The sequence below is a fragment of the Spartinivicinus poritis genome (assembly GCF_028858535.1).
Taxonomy (GTDB): domain Bacteria; phylum Pseudomonadota; class Gammaproteobacteria; order Pseudomonadales; family Zooshikellaceae; genus Spartinivicinus; species Spartinivicinus poritis.
Map to the genome: position 1 here is coordinate 1 of NZ_JAPMOU010000002.1, position 16,004 is coordinate 16,004.

Consider the following 16,004-nt stretch of genomic DNA (forward strand, 5'->3'; position numbering starts at 1 on the left):
TACCTTCTCAATCAAATTGCCATACTGTTCAAATATACAGCAGCTAATGGCTTAGGTATAGTGATAATTAGGAAAAAATATCAACTATCATCAACTCAAGTTATTCAAGAGCTGATGCTTCCAACCAATATTGATGACTATTTTGGATTTAATAAACACTCAGATAAAAATATTATAAATTCATTTAGAGAGTTATTTGAGGAAATAAAAGAAAGCAGTAAGTATTCAAGAATATTGAAAAAATATTCATATTATAAGTCAGGGGAATTTAAAAGTGATACTCGATAAAAATAATAAAGCAGCGCGGGTGCCTGGAGAGTTTAGTTATGCGCTGGTTCATACAACCCCATTCTTGAATTTTGCAAAATTTGATTGACTTTACCGCTCTTTGTTAGCTGCTTAAGACCTCGATTAAAGTCATTAATAATTTTTTGGGCATCAAGGGTTTTTTTCGAAATAAGTAGGTGGTTGTAGCTGACTTGAAATGGTTTTTGATGATAAATAAACTGATTGACCAGCTCAGGTTTAAATAGTGAGCGTAATTTATAATAGGCGACTTCAATATTCTCTAAAGTGATGTCGGTGCGTCCAGCCAGTATCATCTTAAAACACTGATCAATGTCGTTGACAAAACTAACATGTAATTTGCCAACTCTGATGGCACGATGGAATTCATGGGTGTAAGTAAAGCCTCTTAAGGCACAAATTCTAATTCCTGCGAGATCATCCAGGGTATTCCAATCAAATTGGTATTCTCTCAAATAAATCCACACCACTTTTTCAGGCAGAATGGGGTGACTGTATATATGGTCAATTTTTCGATCTTCAGAATTGAACCATTGGGCGGTACCATCAACATTACCAATTTTGGAAAGGTAATAGGCTTTTGGCCATGGTAAAAAAACAAAATCAACTTGATAGCCAACTTCTGCAAATGCTTCTGTTATGATTTTTGGCATTAAACCATAATGTTTAAAGGCTGCAGAGTTGTAAGGAGGGTATTCTCCTGTCGATAGTGTAATTGGCTCTGCCGCAAACAAGCCAATGGTTTTGACTAATAGCAGTATATAAAGAGCTAGCTTAGGAAATTTCATTCAACAACCTGCCAGAAACCAATCAGCTAATGAGTACATTATAGGGCACTAATAATTGTTTACAGTCTCTGGCCTTCTGAAAGCTTCCCTAAGAGTTACAAAACTATATTTTATTTTACTTCAAAGCCATAACAATAGGGGTCATCTGCATCTACCCAAATGGTATTATGACCATACACTTTTGCCCACCCTTGGATACTAGGCAAAATAGCAGGGTAACTGCCTACTTCAGTGATTGCTTCTACTCGTCCTTCAAATAAGCTCCCGATAATACTTTCGTGAATAAATTGATCCCCTGCCATTAATTTACTTTTTGCTACCCATTGAGCCATTCGAGCACTGGTACCCGTACCACAAGGGGAGCGATCAATGGCCCGATCACCATAAAATACAGCGTTACGCGCTGTCGCATTGGGTTGAGTAGGTGTACCTGTCCATAATACATGGCTAACACCTTTTACTGTACTGTCCAATGGGTGAATACAGTCAACCACTTCATTGAGCTTTTGTCGTATAACTGGACTATATAAAAGCAGCTTATCGACAGTAATCGATGACAGCCCGTTATAATTAGGTTGAGGGTCAATAATCGCATAGTAATTACCCCCATAAGCAATATCGATTATTAACTCGCCTAACTCAGGACAGTTGATGACTACTTCTGAATGCGCAAGGTAAGCAGGCACATTGAAAATTCGGACGGCAGTGATTTTATTATTTGTTTGCTGATATTCAACACGCACCTGTCCTGCAGGGACATCTAACATTAACTGGCCTGGGGTTTTGGGCTGAATAATGCCATGCTCCAGTGCGGCAGTCACGGTACCGATGGTTCCATGTCCACACATAGGTAAACAGCCGCTGGTCTCCACAAATAAAATGGCGGCATCAGCTGCCTCACTGCAAGGGGGATATACGATGGCACCTGACATCATGGAATGGCCTCGAGGCTCAAACATAAGCGCCTGACGAATCCAGTCATGATGCTGCAAAAAATCCTGGCGTTTTTCGCTCATGGTATTGCCCTTTAATGTTGGGGCTCCACTTGCAATTAACCGAACAGGATTGCCACAGGTGTGGGCATCGACACAAAAGAAAGTTCCTTTTCGCATAGCATTTTATCGTTTGTTTTATTAGTTTGCTTTGGCAGTTGTATTCAATTTTTAACTTTAGGGTACCTTTAATAGACAGGTCGTGTACAGTGTATACGATATAACATGGAAGGTAAGGATTAATCAAATGGAACAGCAGACAACAATTGATGTAGCTGTGGTTGGTGCAGGTATTGTGGGAATTTGCTGTGCCTGTTACTTAAGGCAAGCAGGGCTAAAGGTCTTATTGTTAGATCGCCTGCCACCTGCTGAAGGAGCATCAAAAGGGAATGCCGGCCACTTTGCCACAGAGCAGGTGTTACCCTTGGCTTCTCCCCATATTTTGACCAAAATCCCTGCCATGTTATTTAATCCATTAGGGCCTGTGGCTATTCAGTGGCAATATTTACCACAGATTTTTCCCTGGTTGTTACGATTTATCTGGCAAGCCCGTGCGTATTGCTTTAAGCAAAATATATTTGCATTACAAGCCTTAAATGAGCAAGCATTAACGAGTTACCAAACATTATTAAAAGCAGCGGGTATTGAGCACCTGGTAAAAACCAATGGCTCAATGGTCGTATTTGAGTCACCAACTCGTTTTAAAGCCAGTCAGTTACAATTTGAACTGATGGCTGACCACGGTGTGTCTATCAATTACCTAAATGGAGAACAGGTAAGAGAGCAAGAACCCAACCTTAGCAGACAAGTGACAGCAGGCGTGTTATTTCCTGATACAGGGCACACGATTAACCCTTATCGTTTAGCGATGGCTTTATACGACTACTATCGGGGAATAGGGGGGGATTTTCAGTGTGCTAATGTCACAGGGTTATACAAAAATGGAGATGGTTGTGTCATTAAGGTACAAGCCACTCATCAGCCAGCTAATCATGAAGTTAACAGTCAGTATAAAGTACCAAGACTAGTATTAACGACAGGAGCTTGGTCTAAACAGTGGGTACAACAATTGACGGGAATTAAGGTGCCATTAGATACTGAGCGTGGCTATCACTTAATGGTACCAAGTGCAGGTCATATGTTAAATATGGCAGTCTCTTCTGGTGAGCGAAAATTTATTATGACACCGATGGAAGAAGGCTTACGTTTAGCTGGAACAGTTGAGTTTGCTGGATTACAAAGGCCTGCGAATATGAAGCGGGCGGATATTTTATTTCATCATGCCAAAGCACTATTGCCGGAGTTACCCAATCAACAAGGGGAACGCTGGATGGGCTTTAGACCTTCATTACCCGATTCATTACCGGTGATTGACCAAGATGGGCCCGTTTATTTTGCATTTGGCCACCAACACTTGGGTTTAACCTTGGCAGCGATAACCGGTCAGTTAATTCAGGAAATGATTCAACGTGCAAAACCAAGTGTGAATTTAACCCCTTACCGGGTTACACGATTTGGTTGATTTTGTCATTTATTTGTGATTAAAAATTCATCATAAAGACATTATAAAGCTTGTAAAGCATCATGGATATTAAATTTAGAATAATTCTCGATGTTATCAGTTGACTTTAAAGTAATTAGATCTAAATTAATATTTTAGAAGGAAAGATGACTTTATATTCTTAGTGTTGTATTTGTTAGGAGCTGGATTTGCTCAGTGTTATGGCTTTTGCTTAATATTATACTGTAAGGCTGCCTCACATGATCGACGAGTCGGTAAAGTTTATAGTTGGTCAGCTTAACCAAAGCCTTAAAGCTCAATATGATGTATCTGAGGATATGGTTATTATCTCTAACCTTTCGGATAAGTCAGCCGTTTTTACTAATAACCATTTAGTCGCAATGTTAGTCAACATTGAGCGTGATACTTATCCGCAGCATAGTATAGGCAATAAACATTATAATGTTTTAAATGGTAAGCGCCCTGTTTTTCTTAATCTTTATTTAATGTTCATTGCAACTCATGAAGGAGAGAAGTATATAGAAGCATTGAGATTTATTTCCAGTACGATCGAATTTTTTCAAGATAACCCTGTATTTGAGCGTTCAGCTTATGCTGAAGTACCAAGCTCAATTGAAAAAATGATATTGGATATTGAAAACTTAAATTTAAGAGAGCTTCACAATATATGGACATTGGTGACTGGCCGTTACATGCCTTCTGTATTATATCGGGTTAGAACGATACCATTTGATAATGGTATGACCAGGCCTGTGACCACTATTAAAGAAACAGATAGTCGTGTAATAAAGTAAAACTAATAAATTTAACAGTTTTTGCTGGAAACATAATATAGCCAAAGCGAATGGCTTTTAGGGGCGGCCGTCGAGCGATGAGTTCCAACCAGCATTCTTTTTATAAATTAAGGATGCTGTCGTAAGTCTTGCAGTAGCAGACTTACCCCCATGAGTTTATGTTTTTATAAATGATTGGGGTGAAGAGCGACGACAACAAACCCTAAAAATCATTCGGGAAGGGTATAAATGGCACAATATCAGCCGTTGCTAAATTTAGTGATTTGCCATGAATATTACCAGGGGGGAATTCCAAGTCAGCATATAGACTATAAAATACATGAGAGCTCAATGAGGCTAATGAAGAACTTAGGCCTGCTGAGTCATCTTGCTGACAGTGAAGTGGCATTTTTTTATGACGGAGTTGCTGAGCAACGGGAAAAAATCACAAACTACCTATCCTATTGCAAGCAAAACCACAGGGCTGAGAAAACACTTACCCTCTTAGTAAAAATAACTGATACAGCATTTTATTATTGTACTGCCATCAATGCTAGCCCAGCAGAGGGTATCTTCTACTTTGAAGATACTGAGCTATTACAAAAGCCGTCGACAGATGGAAACACATGCATATACAAAAAAGCGTACATAAGCAGAAAAGATAGTCGGGTTGTTAATTTATTAAGTGACACTACTCGCATCAGGGGCCAGGATACTGTAATTATTAAAGTCGACTTATGTTATTGGTTGCATAAGGCTTTATTTGATGAAAGTGAAAATGAACAAAAAACGCTTTATTTGAATTTTGCTTCTCAGCATTACTATTGGCTCTATTCAATTTTTGTGGGAGAGCGGCTGTATAATGAAGTAACAAGTAATAATCAGGATGATCTACTATTTATTGAAACTGTTCCAGCTAAAAACCTATCAGCAGCGCATACGCTGGAAAGTCAAGATGCTACAATAAGCTTTACACGAATGAATGGTGTTCAGAAAATAGGTAACCCCTTTGTCATTCATTTTATTTCTAAACAAACTATTCGTTGTGTAAATAGACAAGCATTTAAAGTGAGACTGAAAAAACGTAATGGCGTGACCGTAAAAACACTAATGGAGTCTTTGCCGCATCCTCAATATAGCCATCAAGAAAAATTAACGATGGATGGCAAAGCAACAACTGTTTTATCTGTACATATGAAGCTATAGCTTATTATATTCTTCATTGTGAAGATATGTAATCAATTATTAGAGGTGCCCTTATATACCCTGCACTTTGAGTATAAACAGTAACATTAACAAAGGATTGTCTTATGGCTGCTCCAATGAAAACGCCAGGCGTTTATATAGTCGAAAAAGATGCATTTCCAAATTCTGCTGTAGAAGTTGCTACAGCCGTACCTGCCTTTATTGGTCATACTGAAAAAGCCGAGATAAAAGGAAAGTCTCTTACTAATCAACCGGTCAGACTCAGCTCCTTAGCTGAATACTTGTCATTGTTTGGTGGGGCACCAAAAACCACTTTTTCACTCAGTAAAAATGCAGGGAGCAGTGGAGCCAGTGCTAGCGCTAGTGCAAGTTCAGCTGACAGTGAGGAAGGAAGTGAAGCAGCACCAGCGGCTGCTTCTGCTGCGTCGGCAACACCACCAACGATTACCATTAAAGGCCAGGGTTATGATGTAGATCCAAAGACCAAGGATTATCTATTTTTTAATGCAATCCGGTTATTTTTTGAAAATGGTGGTGGACCTTGTTACATCGTATCTGTCGGTGATTATAATACCGATTATGAATTGGACCGGATGAGGGGGGGGCTCAATGGGCTGATTAGAGAACAAGAACCCACCATGATTATCATTCCTGAAGCCATCAAACTAAAAGAGCCCGACTGTATTACTTTGCAACAGGCAATGTTGGCCCATTGCGGTGGAAAAATGAAAAATCGGGTAGCTATTTTAGATATATATAATGGCTATCTAGGGCGACAGCCAGACTATGATCCTATTGCAGAATTTAGAAATAATATCGGTGTGAATTATCTGGACTTTAGTGCTGCCTACTACCCCTGGGTGCATACAACAATTGTTCAAGATAATGCAGTTAGTTATGAAAATGTAGACAAAGAGTCAATATCCGTTTTGCAGGAATTGTTAAAAACTGAATTGATTGCGCCTTTAGATGACGAATTGGGCAAGTTAAAACCTGGAGATGCAGAAGACGATGCAAGAAAAGTTAAGCTGGAAGAACTAAAGACTGCATATGACGGATATATTACCCAACTGTCGGCTGATGACTTAACCGATGTACAAAAAAGCAGCCTGAATAAAGCACTACTACAGTTAAGTCCGAGTTTCCGTCAGATTGTAGCTGAAATTAAATTGCAGCTGAATCTGTTACCACCGAGTGCAGCAATGGCCGGGGTAATTACGATGGTGGATAATGAACGAGGGGTTTGGAAAGCACCCGCTAATGTCAGTTTAAGTTCAGTGGTTCAACCTGCGGTGGATATCACCCACGATGAGCAAGAAGATTTAAATGTAACGCCACAAGGTAAATCGATTAATGCTATTCGTAGTTTTATCAGTGAAGGCACACTGGTATGGGGTGCAAGAACCCTTGATGGTAATAGCCTGGACTGGCGTTATTTACAAGTACGCCGCACCATTATCATGTTAGAAGAATCGATTAAGCTCGCGGCTAAAGCCTATGTGTTTGAAAATAATGTAGCGAATACCTGGGTGACCATGAAAGGAATGATCAATAATTTCCTAACCAGTATCTGGAAGCGTGGCGGGCTGGCCGGTACTACACCAGAATCAGCATTTTTAGTCAGTGTTGGTCTGGGAGAAACCATGACACCGGAAGATATTTTAGAAGGTATTTTAAGAATTACAGTGAAAGTGGCTTTAGTGCGTCCAGCGGAATTTATTGAAATTACTTTCCAACAAAAAATGCAAGAATCCTGATTAACTAAGTAGATTATTTTAATGATTAGAAGGAGTACTAATCATGGCAGACGATGGCTCAGCCCAAACCAGTAACGCCCAAATGTGGCCACTTCCTAAATTTTACTTTGAAGTAAAGTGGGATAGTGATGTCATGAGTTTCCAAGAAGTGAGTGGTTTGGATGTGGAAGCGCAACCGATTGAGTATCGAGCAGGTGATAGCCCTGTGCACAGTGTTGTGAATATGCCAGGGTTGAAAAAATACGGCAATATCACTATGAAAAAGGGTGTATTTATTAAGGACAATAAATTCTGGGACTGGTTTAACCAGATCAAATTAAACACCATTAAACGTATTCCTTTAACGATTAGTTTATTGGATGAAAGTGGTAGCCCAACAATGGTGTGGACAGTTAAAGATGCCTGGCCAACTAAAATATCGGGCACGGATTTGAAAGCAGAAGGTAACGAAGTGGCTGTAGAAAGTATTGAAATTGCCCATGCAGGGATCACGATTGCAAACAGTTAATGGAGAGATGAGTAATAAAAAGAGTTCGCCATGTTAGACGATTTGTTGTTTGATGCCTATATTCCTCCAGTTTTTTATTTTTCGGTCTATGTTTCTGGGTTTTTAGGTGAAACCTCCTTTACTGAAGTGAGTGGTTTAGATTATACCATCGCAACTGAAGCACTCAGTGAAGGAGGTTCTGAAGCAACTTATCAAGTCCCCAAGTCTGCATCACCCGTTACCTACAGTGACTTAGTATTAAAACGGGGCATTGCTTCAAGCGCATCTCAATTAGGACTGTGGTGTATTAATTGCACACAAAACTTAACCTCTAATAGCATTAAATCAAAAGATATTACTGTAACCCTGCTTAACCCTGATGGTTTGCCTGTTAGAGTCTGGTACTTTACCCAGGCATATCCAGTAAAATGGTCAGTCGACTCATTTAACTCAACTGAAAATAAACTAGCAATTGAAACCATTACCTTGAAGCATGGCGGGTTTACGCGAATACTGTAGGGGGTTATTATGAGTTTTGATATAGAAGAAATATATTTACTTTCGACTGTTCTGAATGAGGATATGCCAGAGCAAAACGCTGAATTTAACCCTTCTTTTGCAAGTAAGCATGAGCGTAGTGCCACTTCACCAACTGACGTTAACCAGCTAAAAAAAGACATTAATGAACAGCCACATGAAGGAATAAAAGGTTCGGAAGAATTGTTTGGACACTTTGGAAAAATAGAACAAGCTGAGCAGTTTGCAGCACAATTGAAGAACAGTATTCTGCTTGAATGTAAACGAATGATTGATGATATGCTGGTAAGGCAGAAGGAGCGTTAGTGCCTAAAAATCGATTAAAAATTACTGCTCAAGAGAGTGGGGATTCGATTGTTTTTCAGCTAAATCCTACTTCTGTTGAGTTGGTACAAAGCATTGCTTATAACCATGATCGACCGTTAGGCGCTTTGGCATCGGTAAGTCGATATAGTCGCTATATGCCACAAAAAATGAAGTTTAGTGCATTCATGGATAGTACTGGTGCCATTGATAGTGGTAGTGATGAAAGTGAGTCAATTACTGATAGAATTGAATCACTTAATGCAATTATTTATGATTATTCGGGTGATAATCACCAACCTAATATCGTTGAGATTCAGTGGGGAAACGAGCTATTTGTAGGACGCTTACAGGATATGAGTCGAAAGTTTACCCTTTATGATTCTGAAGGTGACCCACTTCGTGCTGAATTGCAATTTATTTTTGTTGGTTATGTCAGTGCCGAAACACAAGAAACAATGGCGGATAATCAGTCTCCTGACTTAACCCATATTGTCAGAGTGCGTGCTGGCGATAATTTACCTGCTTTATGTTTTCGTATCTATAAAAATGTGCAGTATTATCCAATGATTGCGCAAGTAAATAAATTAACCAATGTCATGCAATTGAAACCCGGTATTCAACTGGTTTTCCCCCCAATAAAGAAACGTTAATAATGAGGGCAACGTGGCTGATTCACCAACGTTAACAGGTGATGGTCTAGTTGAAGTAGCTGTATCAAGTAATGGCAGTTCTCTTCCTGATACAGTAAGAATTTATTCCGTTACCGTTTGTAAAGAAATCAATCGTATTCCTTCTGCCATTATTGTCATTGAAGATGGTGATATGCCAACGCAACGTTTTACAAATGCTGATTCCAGTTATTTTAAACCGGGCACCACCATAAAAATTGAAGCAAGTTATGACCAAACCAAGCAGTCAATTTTTGAAGGCATTGTAGTTAAATTAGGTATAAAAATACCCAATAATAATAGCAGCCGACTAGTCGTTACCTGCAAAGATACTGCAGTTAAAATGACGGCTGAGCGTAAAAATGTTATTTATCAGTCAGTAAAAGACAGTGATGTTTTTTCAACCTTGATGAGTAATCATAGCTTAGAAACGGATATTGAAACCACTCAAACTCAGTATGATGAGCTAGTGCAGTACTACTGTAGTGACTGGGATTTTTTAATGCTCAGGGCTGAAAGCAATGCCATGGTGGTTATCGTTGATGATGGTCAAGTGTCTGTTGGTAAGCCTGATGCAACGGCGAGTGCGGTATTAACCGTTGAATATGGCCAGGATATTTATGAGTTTAGTGCCGATGTGGATGCTTGTAGCCAGTTATCCAGTGCTAAGGCAGTCGCTTGGGATGTCACTAATCAAACAATCGTCACAGGCACAGGCTCGCTCCCTTCACTCAATGACCAGGGTGATTTAGATCAGTCGACGCTATCTGAAGTATTCAGTGTCAGTGATTATAAATTACGTAGTGCCACCATAATTGATCAAGTAGCTTTGGAAGACTGGGCAAGTGGCAAACTGCTTAAATCGGGGCTGGCACGCATTCGAGGGCATATGACTATTCAGGGCAATGCAAATGCAACCCCTGGAGCGGTTATTGAATTAAAAGGCGTTGGTAGTCGTTTTTCGGGGTCAGTTTATATGAGTGCTGTTACCCATCGCATTGCTGAAGGTAACTGGTTATCTGATGTTAAATTTGGGTTAAGTGATGATTGGTTTAGTGAAAAATATCAAATTACAACACCACCTGCGTCGGGTTTTTCAGCAGGTGTTGAAGGATTACAAATAGGGGTGGTAAAAAAAATTGATGAAGACCCACAAGGGCAGTATCGCGTACAGCTATCATTGCCCATCCTCGAAGCAGATACAGACGAAATCTGGGCGAGATACAGTCAATTTTATGCTTCGTCAGGAATAGGCGCTTTTTTTATGCCTGAAGTAGGAGATGAAGTGATTGTTGGCTATTTCAATAATGATCCGTCTAACCCCGTTATTTTAGGCTGTTTATATAGTAAAAAAAATACAGCCCCTTATGAGCCTGATGGTAGTAATACGACTAAAGCTATAATGACTAAGCAAAAGTTATTGTTAGAATTTAACGATGATACAAAAGAAATTACTATTACTACGCCGGAAAATAACCAAATCGTGTTTAGTGATAATAATAAATCAATCACAGTATCTGACCAAAACAGCAATACGGTAACGCTAGATTCGAGTGGAATAACATTGGATAGTGGTAAGGATATTAGTTTAAAAGCCTCAGGTAAAGTATCGATACAGGCGGATAGTAATATAGAAATGACCGCATCGTCTGATGTAAAAGCAAACGGTGCGAATGTAAGCCTGGAAGCCTCAACGACAATGACTGCTAAGGGTACTTCCAGTGCTGAATTTTCAGCGACTGGTAATACGACAGTAAAGGGATCAATGGTGATGATTAATTAAGTATACCCTTTGCGAATAATTTTTAGAGTTTGGGTATAAGATAAAAAATATATCAGTAAAAAAATAACAAGGAGAGTTATGTTATGGCATTTGCGGCTCGATTAGGTGATATGCATTTATGTCCCATGCAAACCACAACGACACCATCTGTTCCTCATGTGGGTGGAACAATTACGGGGCCGGGTATTACTAGTGTGCTTATTGGGGGGGTAGTGGCAAGTGTCGTGGGTGATAGTTGTCTCTGTGCAGGAGATACGACAGGTGGTACTGACACTATCAGTCAAGGGTCTACTACGGTAATGATCGGCGGCAAATCAGCAGTTAGAATGGGTGATATGACTGTGCATGGTGGCAGCATTACTGGGGGGAGTATTGATGTCATGATTGGGGGTTAACATACCATTCGTTTTGGCTATACCGCTGATTTTGGTTCGAGATAAAATGCCTGAAATTGACAGTTTTTTAGGAAAAGGTTGGGGCTTTCCCATCAAGTTTGATCATCATGAAGGTAGGATTATCACTCGAATGGTCTCACTTGAAGACGATATTCGTGAAAGTCTGAAGATACTATTTAGTACTCGCCCAGGAGAACGGATAATGCATCCTGAGTTTGGCTGTGGGCTGCATAATTTAGTATTTGATGAGTTAAGCCTAGCGACACGGACGAAAATCGTCAATTTAATTGAGAATGCCATTTTAGAGTTTGAGCATCGTATTCAGTTAATTCATGTTGGCTTACAGGAAGCTGATTTATTTGAAGGACGCGTCGATATTTTACTGGAGTATAATATTCGGCAAACCAACCATCGCAGTAATATGGTGTATCCCTTTTACTTTGTTGAAGGAAATGCCAATAAATGAGGGACAGCGCCTCAAGCACTACAAATCATTATGAGAGTAAAAGGCAAGGCTGTACTCAGTCAGAGCGGCTAAGTATTTTTTTAAAAAGTGGCTACCTATTACCAGAAGAACGAAGTATTGAAGACTGGTTAGTCATGGGGGTCGCTTTTGCAAAAGAGATAAAGTTTATTGATGAAAATAATCAACATTGTGGTAACTGGGCAGGCTTATTAAACTGTGACGAAACCATTTTGTTAGCATTGATCAGCCAAAAAAATAATACGATCCAGCTTGAAGAACAGTTTTTAACAATAATTTCAGGTCGTTATGATGAATCACTTGCATTATTAGCAGAGTTGGTTGAACTGAATGTAACAATAGTCAAGACAATTAATCAGTGGTATGAGTGGAGCAAACAACGTAAAAATAAAGTTATCGATCAACTGCAAGCAAAATTATTAGAAGTGATTCAGTTTCATCGACCTCAGCTTAACCGATTACGGCATTGGTTAGCATTATCTATATCTAATGCCGATGCACACCAAGCGGTTGTTCATACACTTAAAGCAGTCATAAATGATATTGACTGTTTAGGAAAGGCTTGGCGGTATGAGCCACTTGCCAGTAATGTTGCTGAAAAGACGTTTGATAGACAACAACTAGAAAATTTTTTTCATAGTTTACAACAATCTATTGGTTACTTAAGTGATTTTGCCAAGCCACTGTTAAAAGCATCACTGCAGGTTGCTCAACATGAGCCTGCCAGTGCACTATTTATTGGCTTTATTTTACTTTTAGCAAAAGTACGTGCTAAAACTGATCACTTTATCGATGAACATCAATACTTTTATTACAATCATCTGCTTAAGTTATCACCCAAGGCATCACGATCAGACTATACCCAGTTAATTCTATCAAGCCATAAAAAGACAACTATACCACAAGGCACGGTTTTCATTTGTGAGGCTGATGATCAACATGATGAATTGTATTATCAGTCGGAACGCCCAGTGATGGTTGTTGATGGTACAGTGGCTCAGCTTGCAAATATTTATATCCAGCATGATCCACTCAATGTGCCTGGTTATAACTTAGGTTTTGTCACCAATATTCACGGGCAGTATCTTGATGAACATAAATTAATTAGTCATCAGGCACAAAGCCTATTTGGTGCTCCGCTCATTGTTAATCAACAAACACGACGAGAAAAAACAGCTGTTGGCTTTGCCATTGGTAGCAATATATTGCAATTAAAACAAGGATTAAGGCAGATTGTAGTTAACTTAGTCTTAGAAAAGCGTCATGTAAAAAATACGGTTGATGATAATAGCTATTCCTGTTCAGATAGACTAAAAAGAAAAACCATTAGTGAATCTATCAGCCATTGCCTGTTGGAAGATGGCTCACTAACCCCTGAGAGTTTATCTGTCTTATTAGACGACCAATGCAGTTTGCTGACTGAAGGAGCAAAACAGCGATATAAGCAAGTATATGATTCAACACAAACAGGAATTTTCTTATCTGAATCGGATAAACAATGGCTGCTGGAAAAAATTTTTGATCATACTTTTCAAATATCGCTTACCAGTGAAGAGGGTTGGCACTTTATCACAAGCTATGATATTGAGTTGGTAACACCTAAGCAGTCAACTAGTAAACATATTGAGCTTGCCATCAGCTTTCAATTACCCCGATCGGCACCTGCCATTGTCAGTTTTGATCAAACTATTCATTGTTTAATACCCAGTGACCAATATCCCGATCAATTGACACCTGTCATTCGTTTTTTACTGAAACAGGATAGTTTTATTTATAGTTATTCCCTATTAGCTGACTTGGTATTACTTCAGGCTGATATTCAAGTAGATGTCACAGGGTTAAAAGATTTGCAACTCTATAATGACCTTGGTCCGGTGAATCCAGCAAGCCCATTTATGCCATTTGGTGCTCAACCTCATTCAGGTAGTGGGTTAATTATTGGTAGTAATGAGTTTTCTTATAAAACACTCACCCAGCTAAGCTTTGATTTAGAATGGTCTGGTTTACCCAAAAAACGGGGAGGCTTTGAAACCTACTATAAAGCTTATGATTTAGGTATTACTAATGCTTCTTTTCAAGTTTATCCACAAATTCTGCAAGATGGTCTCTGGTATCCTGAGTCGGAGGCATCTCAGCAACAAGGCAAAATCCCTCAACCTCAGGTTCTTTTTACAATAGATCAAGAAGATTATTTAAGTAACTGGCAAACGATTACATTTAGCGATCTTGAACTATTTAAACCTGCCAAGAATAGTCAAAAACTGCCTCTTAATTATACGACACGGTCAATGAACGGTTTTGTCAGGCTTCAATTAACTGGAACTGAGCATGGTTTTGCCCATAAACTATACCCAATCATTATGGGGCAAAAGATGACGGAAACGGTCCGCCTTAAACTGGCTAAACCACCTGATGTGCCTGCACCTTATACGCCTGTCATTGCCAGAATAAACGCCAACTATCAGGCAAACACTAGTATTCATGTGGAAAAAATAGCCAGTGATTCCAAGCCGTCACTGGTTAACTTAGCTGGAGAAATATATACACTCTATCCTTTTGGTTGCAGGTCGTTTTCTGAAAAAATACGCTATGAAACGGGTTACTTGTTACCTCAATATTTATTTCAGGGGGCTTTATATATAGGTATACAGTTTAATTCTATATTTACCGGTGGTCGCTTGAGTCTATTGATTGATGTAGACGCTGCCTCGGTTGCACAGATAAGACATACGACAGGTACATTAAAGTGGGCCTTTTTGAAGAACAATATTTGGTTTGATATTGATGGTAAATATGTTCTGACAGATGATACTAATAGTTTTCTGACGCCTGGGATTATTACGTTAGAATTGCCCGAAGAAATGATTAAAGGGCAAAGCACTTTAGCTCAGCAAAACAACGATACGGAAATCAATTGCCATCTCATGAGTCCAGACTTGTTTTGGTTGCGAGTATCAACGGATGATAATCCAGGTTGCTACTGTCAGTTGCGTGATGTTAAGTTAAATGGAGTCCGAGTACGTTGGTTAGTTAATCCCGATGTTCGTCGACCTGCTAATCTGGCAGCAGATAATCAGTTTAAATTGCAGCAGTCAATAGAAGGGATTACTGCAATTGCTCAACCGTTACCGAGTGTTGGTGGTAGGCTTAAAGAATCAGCAACCGGTTGGTCACAGCGTTGTGCTGAACGATTAAGGCATCGTGGTAGGGCTATTCAAACTTGGGACTTTGAACGCATTGTATTAGAGCACTTTCCTAATATAGAGCGAGTAAAATGTTTTACTGCCCAGCGTTTTCAACAGCCTCATCAAGTCGTGCTTGGTAGTGTTTTATTGATAGTTATCCCTAAAGCAAGTCATCTGCATGAGGATTCAACAGCAAGTCAGTTAAGTCAACCAGCGCAGCCTGTCAGCGCTATTGAGTTAGAACGGATTAAACAAACACTCCAAGCGCGATGTAATCCAGGGATTACTGTTGAAGTAGCGAATCCAATCTATGAACGAATCCAGTTACGTTGCTCAGTGGTTTTTAATACCAATGCATCGGATATCAATGGTCATTCTGCACTCAATGACGCAATTAGCCATTATCTATCTGCCTGGGGAAAGTATCGTTTTACCCCTCCATTTGACTGGGTGTTGCAACCAGACATGATTGAAGCATTTATTCGAGATTTACCTTATATTGCCTATGTCACTAATTTATCATTAATTAAAGTGACGCCATTACTTGATGGGCGTTATGAACTATTTGATTCAGTGGTCAGTGATGAGGATCAAGCTGCACCAGGTATTACCACAGCAACAACAGCGCAGCGAAGTGTTAATCCAAAATACCCCTGGGGTATTGCATTGCCTTTCGCTCAACATGGAATTGAGTCAAAAGGACAAACGAATGATGTTATACCCGACAGAACGGGTGTAGATGAGTTAGCCCTGGGGGCAAGCTTTGTTATCGGCCGTTAAGCGCACCCCAACGTTATTTATTAAGGGAGTGTTAT

General features: G+C 39.5%; 15 protein-coding genes. 13 read left to right on the forward strand and 2 right to left on the reverse strand.

Annotated features, from left to right (window positions below):
• Positions 1–288, forward strand: a 288-nt coding sequence (locus tag ORQ98_RS01640; RefSeq protein WP_274687031.1) for a hypothetical protein, incomplete at its 5' end; no start/stop codon positions are given.
• A gap of 32 nt (positions 289–320) precedes the next feature.
• Here ORQ98_RS01640 and ORQ98_RS01645 read toward each other — a convergent pair.
• Together ORQ98_RS01645 and ORQ98_RS01650 are read right to left on the reverse strand one after the other, a co-directional pair.
• A complete protein-coding gene (locus tag ORQ98_RS01645) occupies positions 321–1,094 on the reverse strand; it encodes a substrate-binding periplasmic protein (protein ID WP_274687032.1) in 774 nt (257 codons plus the stop codon).
• Between the two features lie 110 nt (positions 1,095–1,204).
• Positions 1,205–2,206, reverse strand: coding sequence for a 4-hydroxyproline epimerase (locus ORQ98_RS01650; protein ID WP_274687033.1), 1,002 nt, complete (start codon positions 2,204–2,206; stop codon positions 1,205–1,207).
• 127 nt (positions 2,207–2,333) lie between these two features.
• On the opposite strand from ORQ98_RS01650, the gene ORQ98_RS01655 reads away from it, so the two are divergent.
• From ORQ98_RS01655 to ORQ98_RS01710, 12 genes are all read left to right on the forward strand, one after another.
• Positions 2,334–3,608, forward strand: a complete 1,275-nt coding sequence (locus ORQ98_RS01655; RefSeq protein ID WP_274687034.1) for an NAD(P)/FAD-dependent oxidoreductase — start codon at positions 2,334–2,336, stop codon at positions 3,606–3,608.
• Between the two features lie 239 nt (positions 3,609–3,847).
• Positions 3,848–4,402, forward strand: coding sequence for a Pvc16 family protein (locus ORQ98_RS01660; RefSeq protein ID WP_274687035.1), 555 nt, complete (start codon positions 3,848–3,850; stop codon positions 4,400–4,402).
• 228 nt (positions 4,403–4,630) lie between these two features.
• The gene (locus ORQ98_RS01665) at positions 4,631–5,587 is read left to right on the forward strand and encodes a hypothetical protein (protein WP_274687036.1); all 957 of its coding nucleotides are present in this window, start codon (positions 4,631–4,633) and stop codon (positions 5,585–5,587) included.
• A gap of 104 nt (positions 5,588–5,691) precedes the next feature.
• A complete protein-coding gene (locus tag ORQ98_RS01670; RefSeq protein ID WP_274687037.1) occupies positions 5,692–7,344 on the forward strand; it encodes a phage tail sheath family protein in 1,653 nt (550 codons plus the stop codon).
• 43 nt (positions 7,345–7,387) lie between these two features.
• The gene (locus ORQ98_RS01675; RefSeq protein WP_274687038.1) at positions 7,388–7,852 is read left to right on the forward strand and encodes a phage tail protein; all 465 of its coding nucleotides are present in this window, start codon (positions 7,388–7,390) and stop codon (positions 7,850–7,852) included.
• 30 nt (positions 7,853–7,882) lie between these two features.
• Positions 7,883–8,350 (forward strand): phage tail protein, encoded by a 468-nt coding sequence (locus ORQ98_RS01680; protein ID WP_274687039.1) that lies wholly within the window; start codon positions 7,883–7,885, stop codon positions 8,348–8,350.
• A 9-nt stretch (positions 8,351–8,359) separates the two neighbouring features.
• On the forward strand, positions 8,360–8,674 hold the full coding sequence (locus tag ORQ98_RS01685; RefSeq protein ID WP_274687040.1) for a hypothetical protein: 315 nt from the start codon (positions 8,360–8,362) through the stop codon (positions 8,672–8,674).
• Complete coding sequence (locus ORQ98_RS01690; RefSeq protein ID WP_274687041.1) at positions 8,674–9,324, forward strand: CIS tube protein; 651 nt, start codon at positions 8,674–8,676, stop codon at positions 9,322–9,324. Before ORQ98_RS01685 ends, ORQ98_RS01690 begins: the two co-directional genes overlap by 1 nt.
• Before the next feature lie 13 nt (positions 9,325–9,337).
• Positions 9,338–11,125, forward strand: coding sequence for a type VI secretion system tip protein VgrG (gene vgrG / locus ORQ98_RS01695; protein ID WP_274687042.1), 1,788 nt, complete (start codon positions 9,338–9,340; stop codon positions 11,123–11,125).
• 83 nt (positions 11,126–11,208) lie between these two features.
• A complete protein-coding gene (locus ORQ98_RS01700) occupies positions 11,209–11,520 on the forward strand; it encodes a PAAR domain-containing protein (protein WP_274687043.1) in 312 nt (103 codons plus the stop codon).
• 46 nt (positions 11,521–11,566) lie between these two features.
• The gene (locus ORQ98_RS01705; RefSeq protein ID WP_274687044.1) at positions 11,567–11,986 is read left to right on the forward strand and encodes a GPW/gp25 family protein; all 420 of its coding nucleotides are present in this window, start codon (positions 11,567–11,569) and stop codon (positions 11,984–11,986) included.
• The gene (locus ORQ98_RS01710; protein WP_274687045.1) at positions 11,983–15,969 is read left to right on the forward strand and encodes a baseplate J/gp47 family protein; all 3,987 of its coding nucleotides are present in this window, start codon (positions 11,983–11,985) and stop codon (positions 15,967–15,969) included. Before ORQ98_RS01705 ends, ORQ98_RS01710 begins: the two co-directional genes overlap by 4 nt.
• The last annotated feature ends 35 nt before the right edge of the window (positions 15,970–16,004 follow it).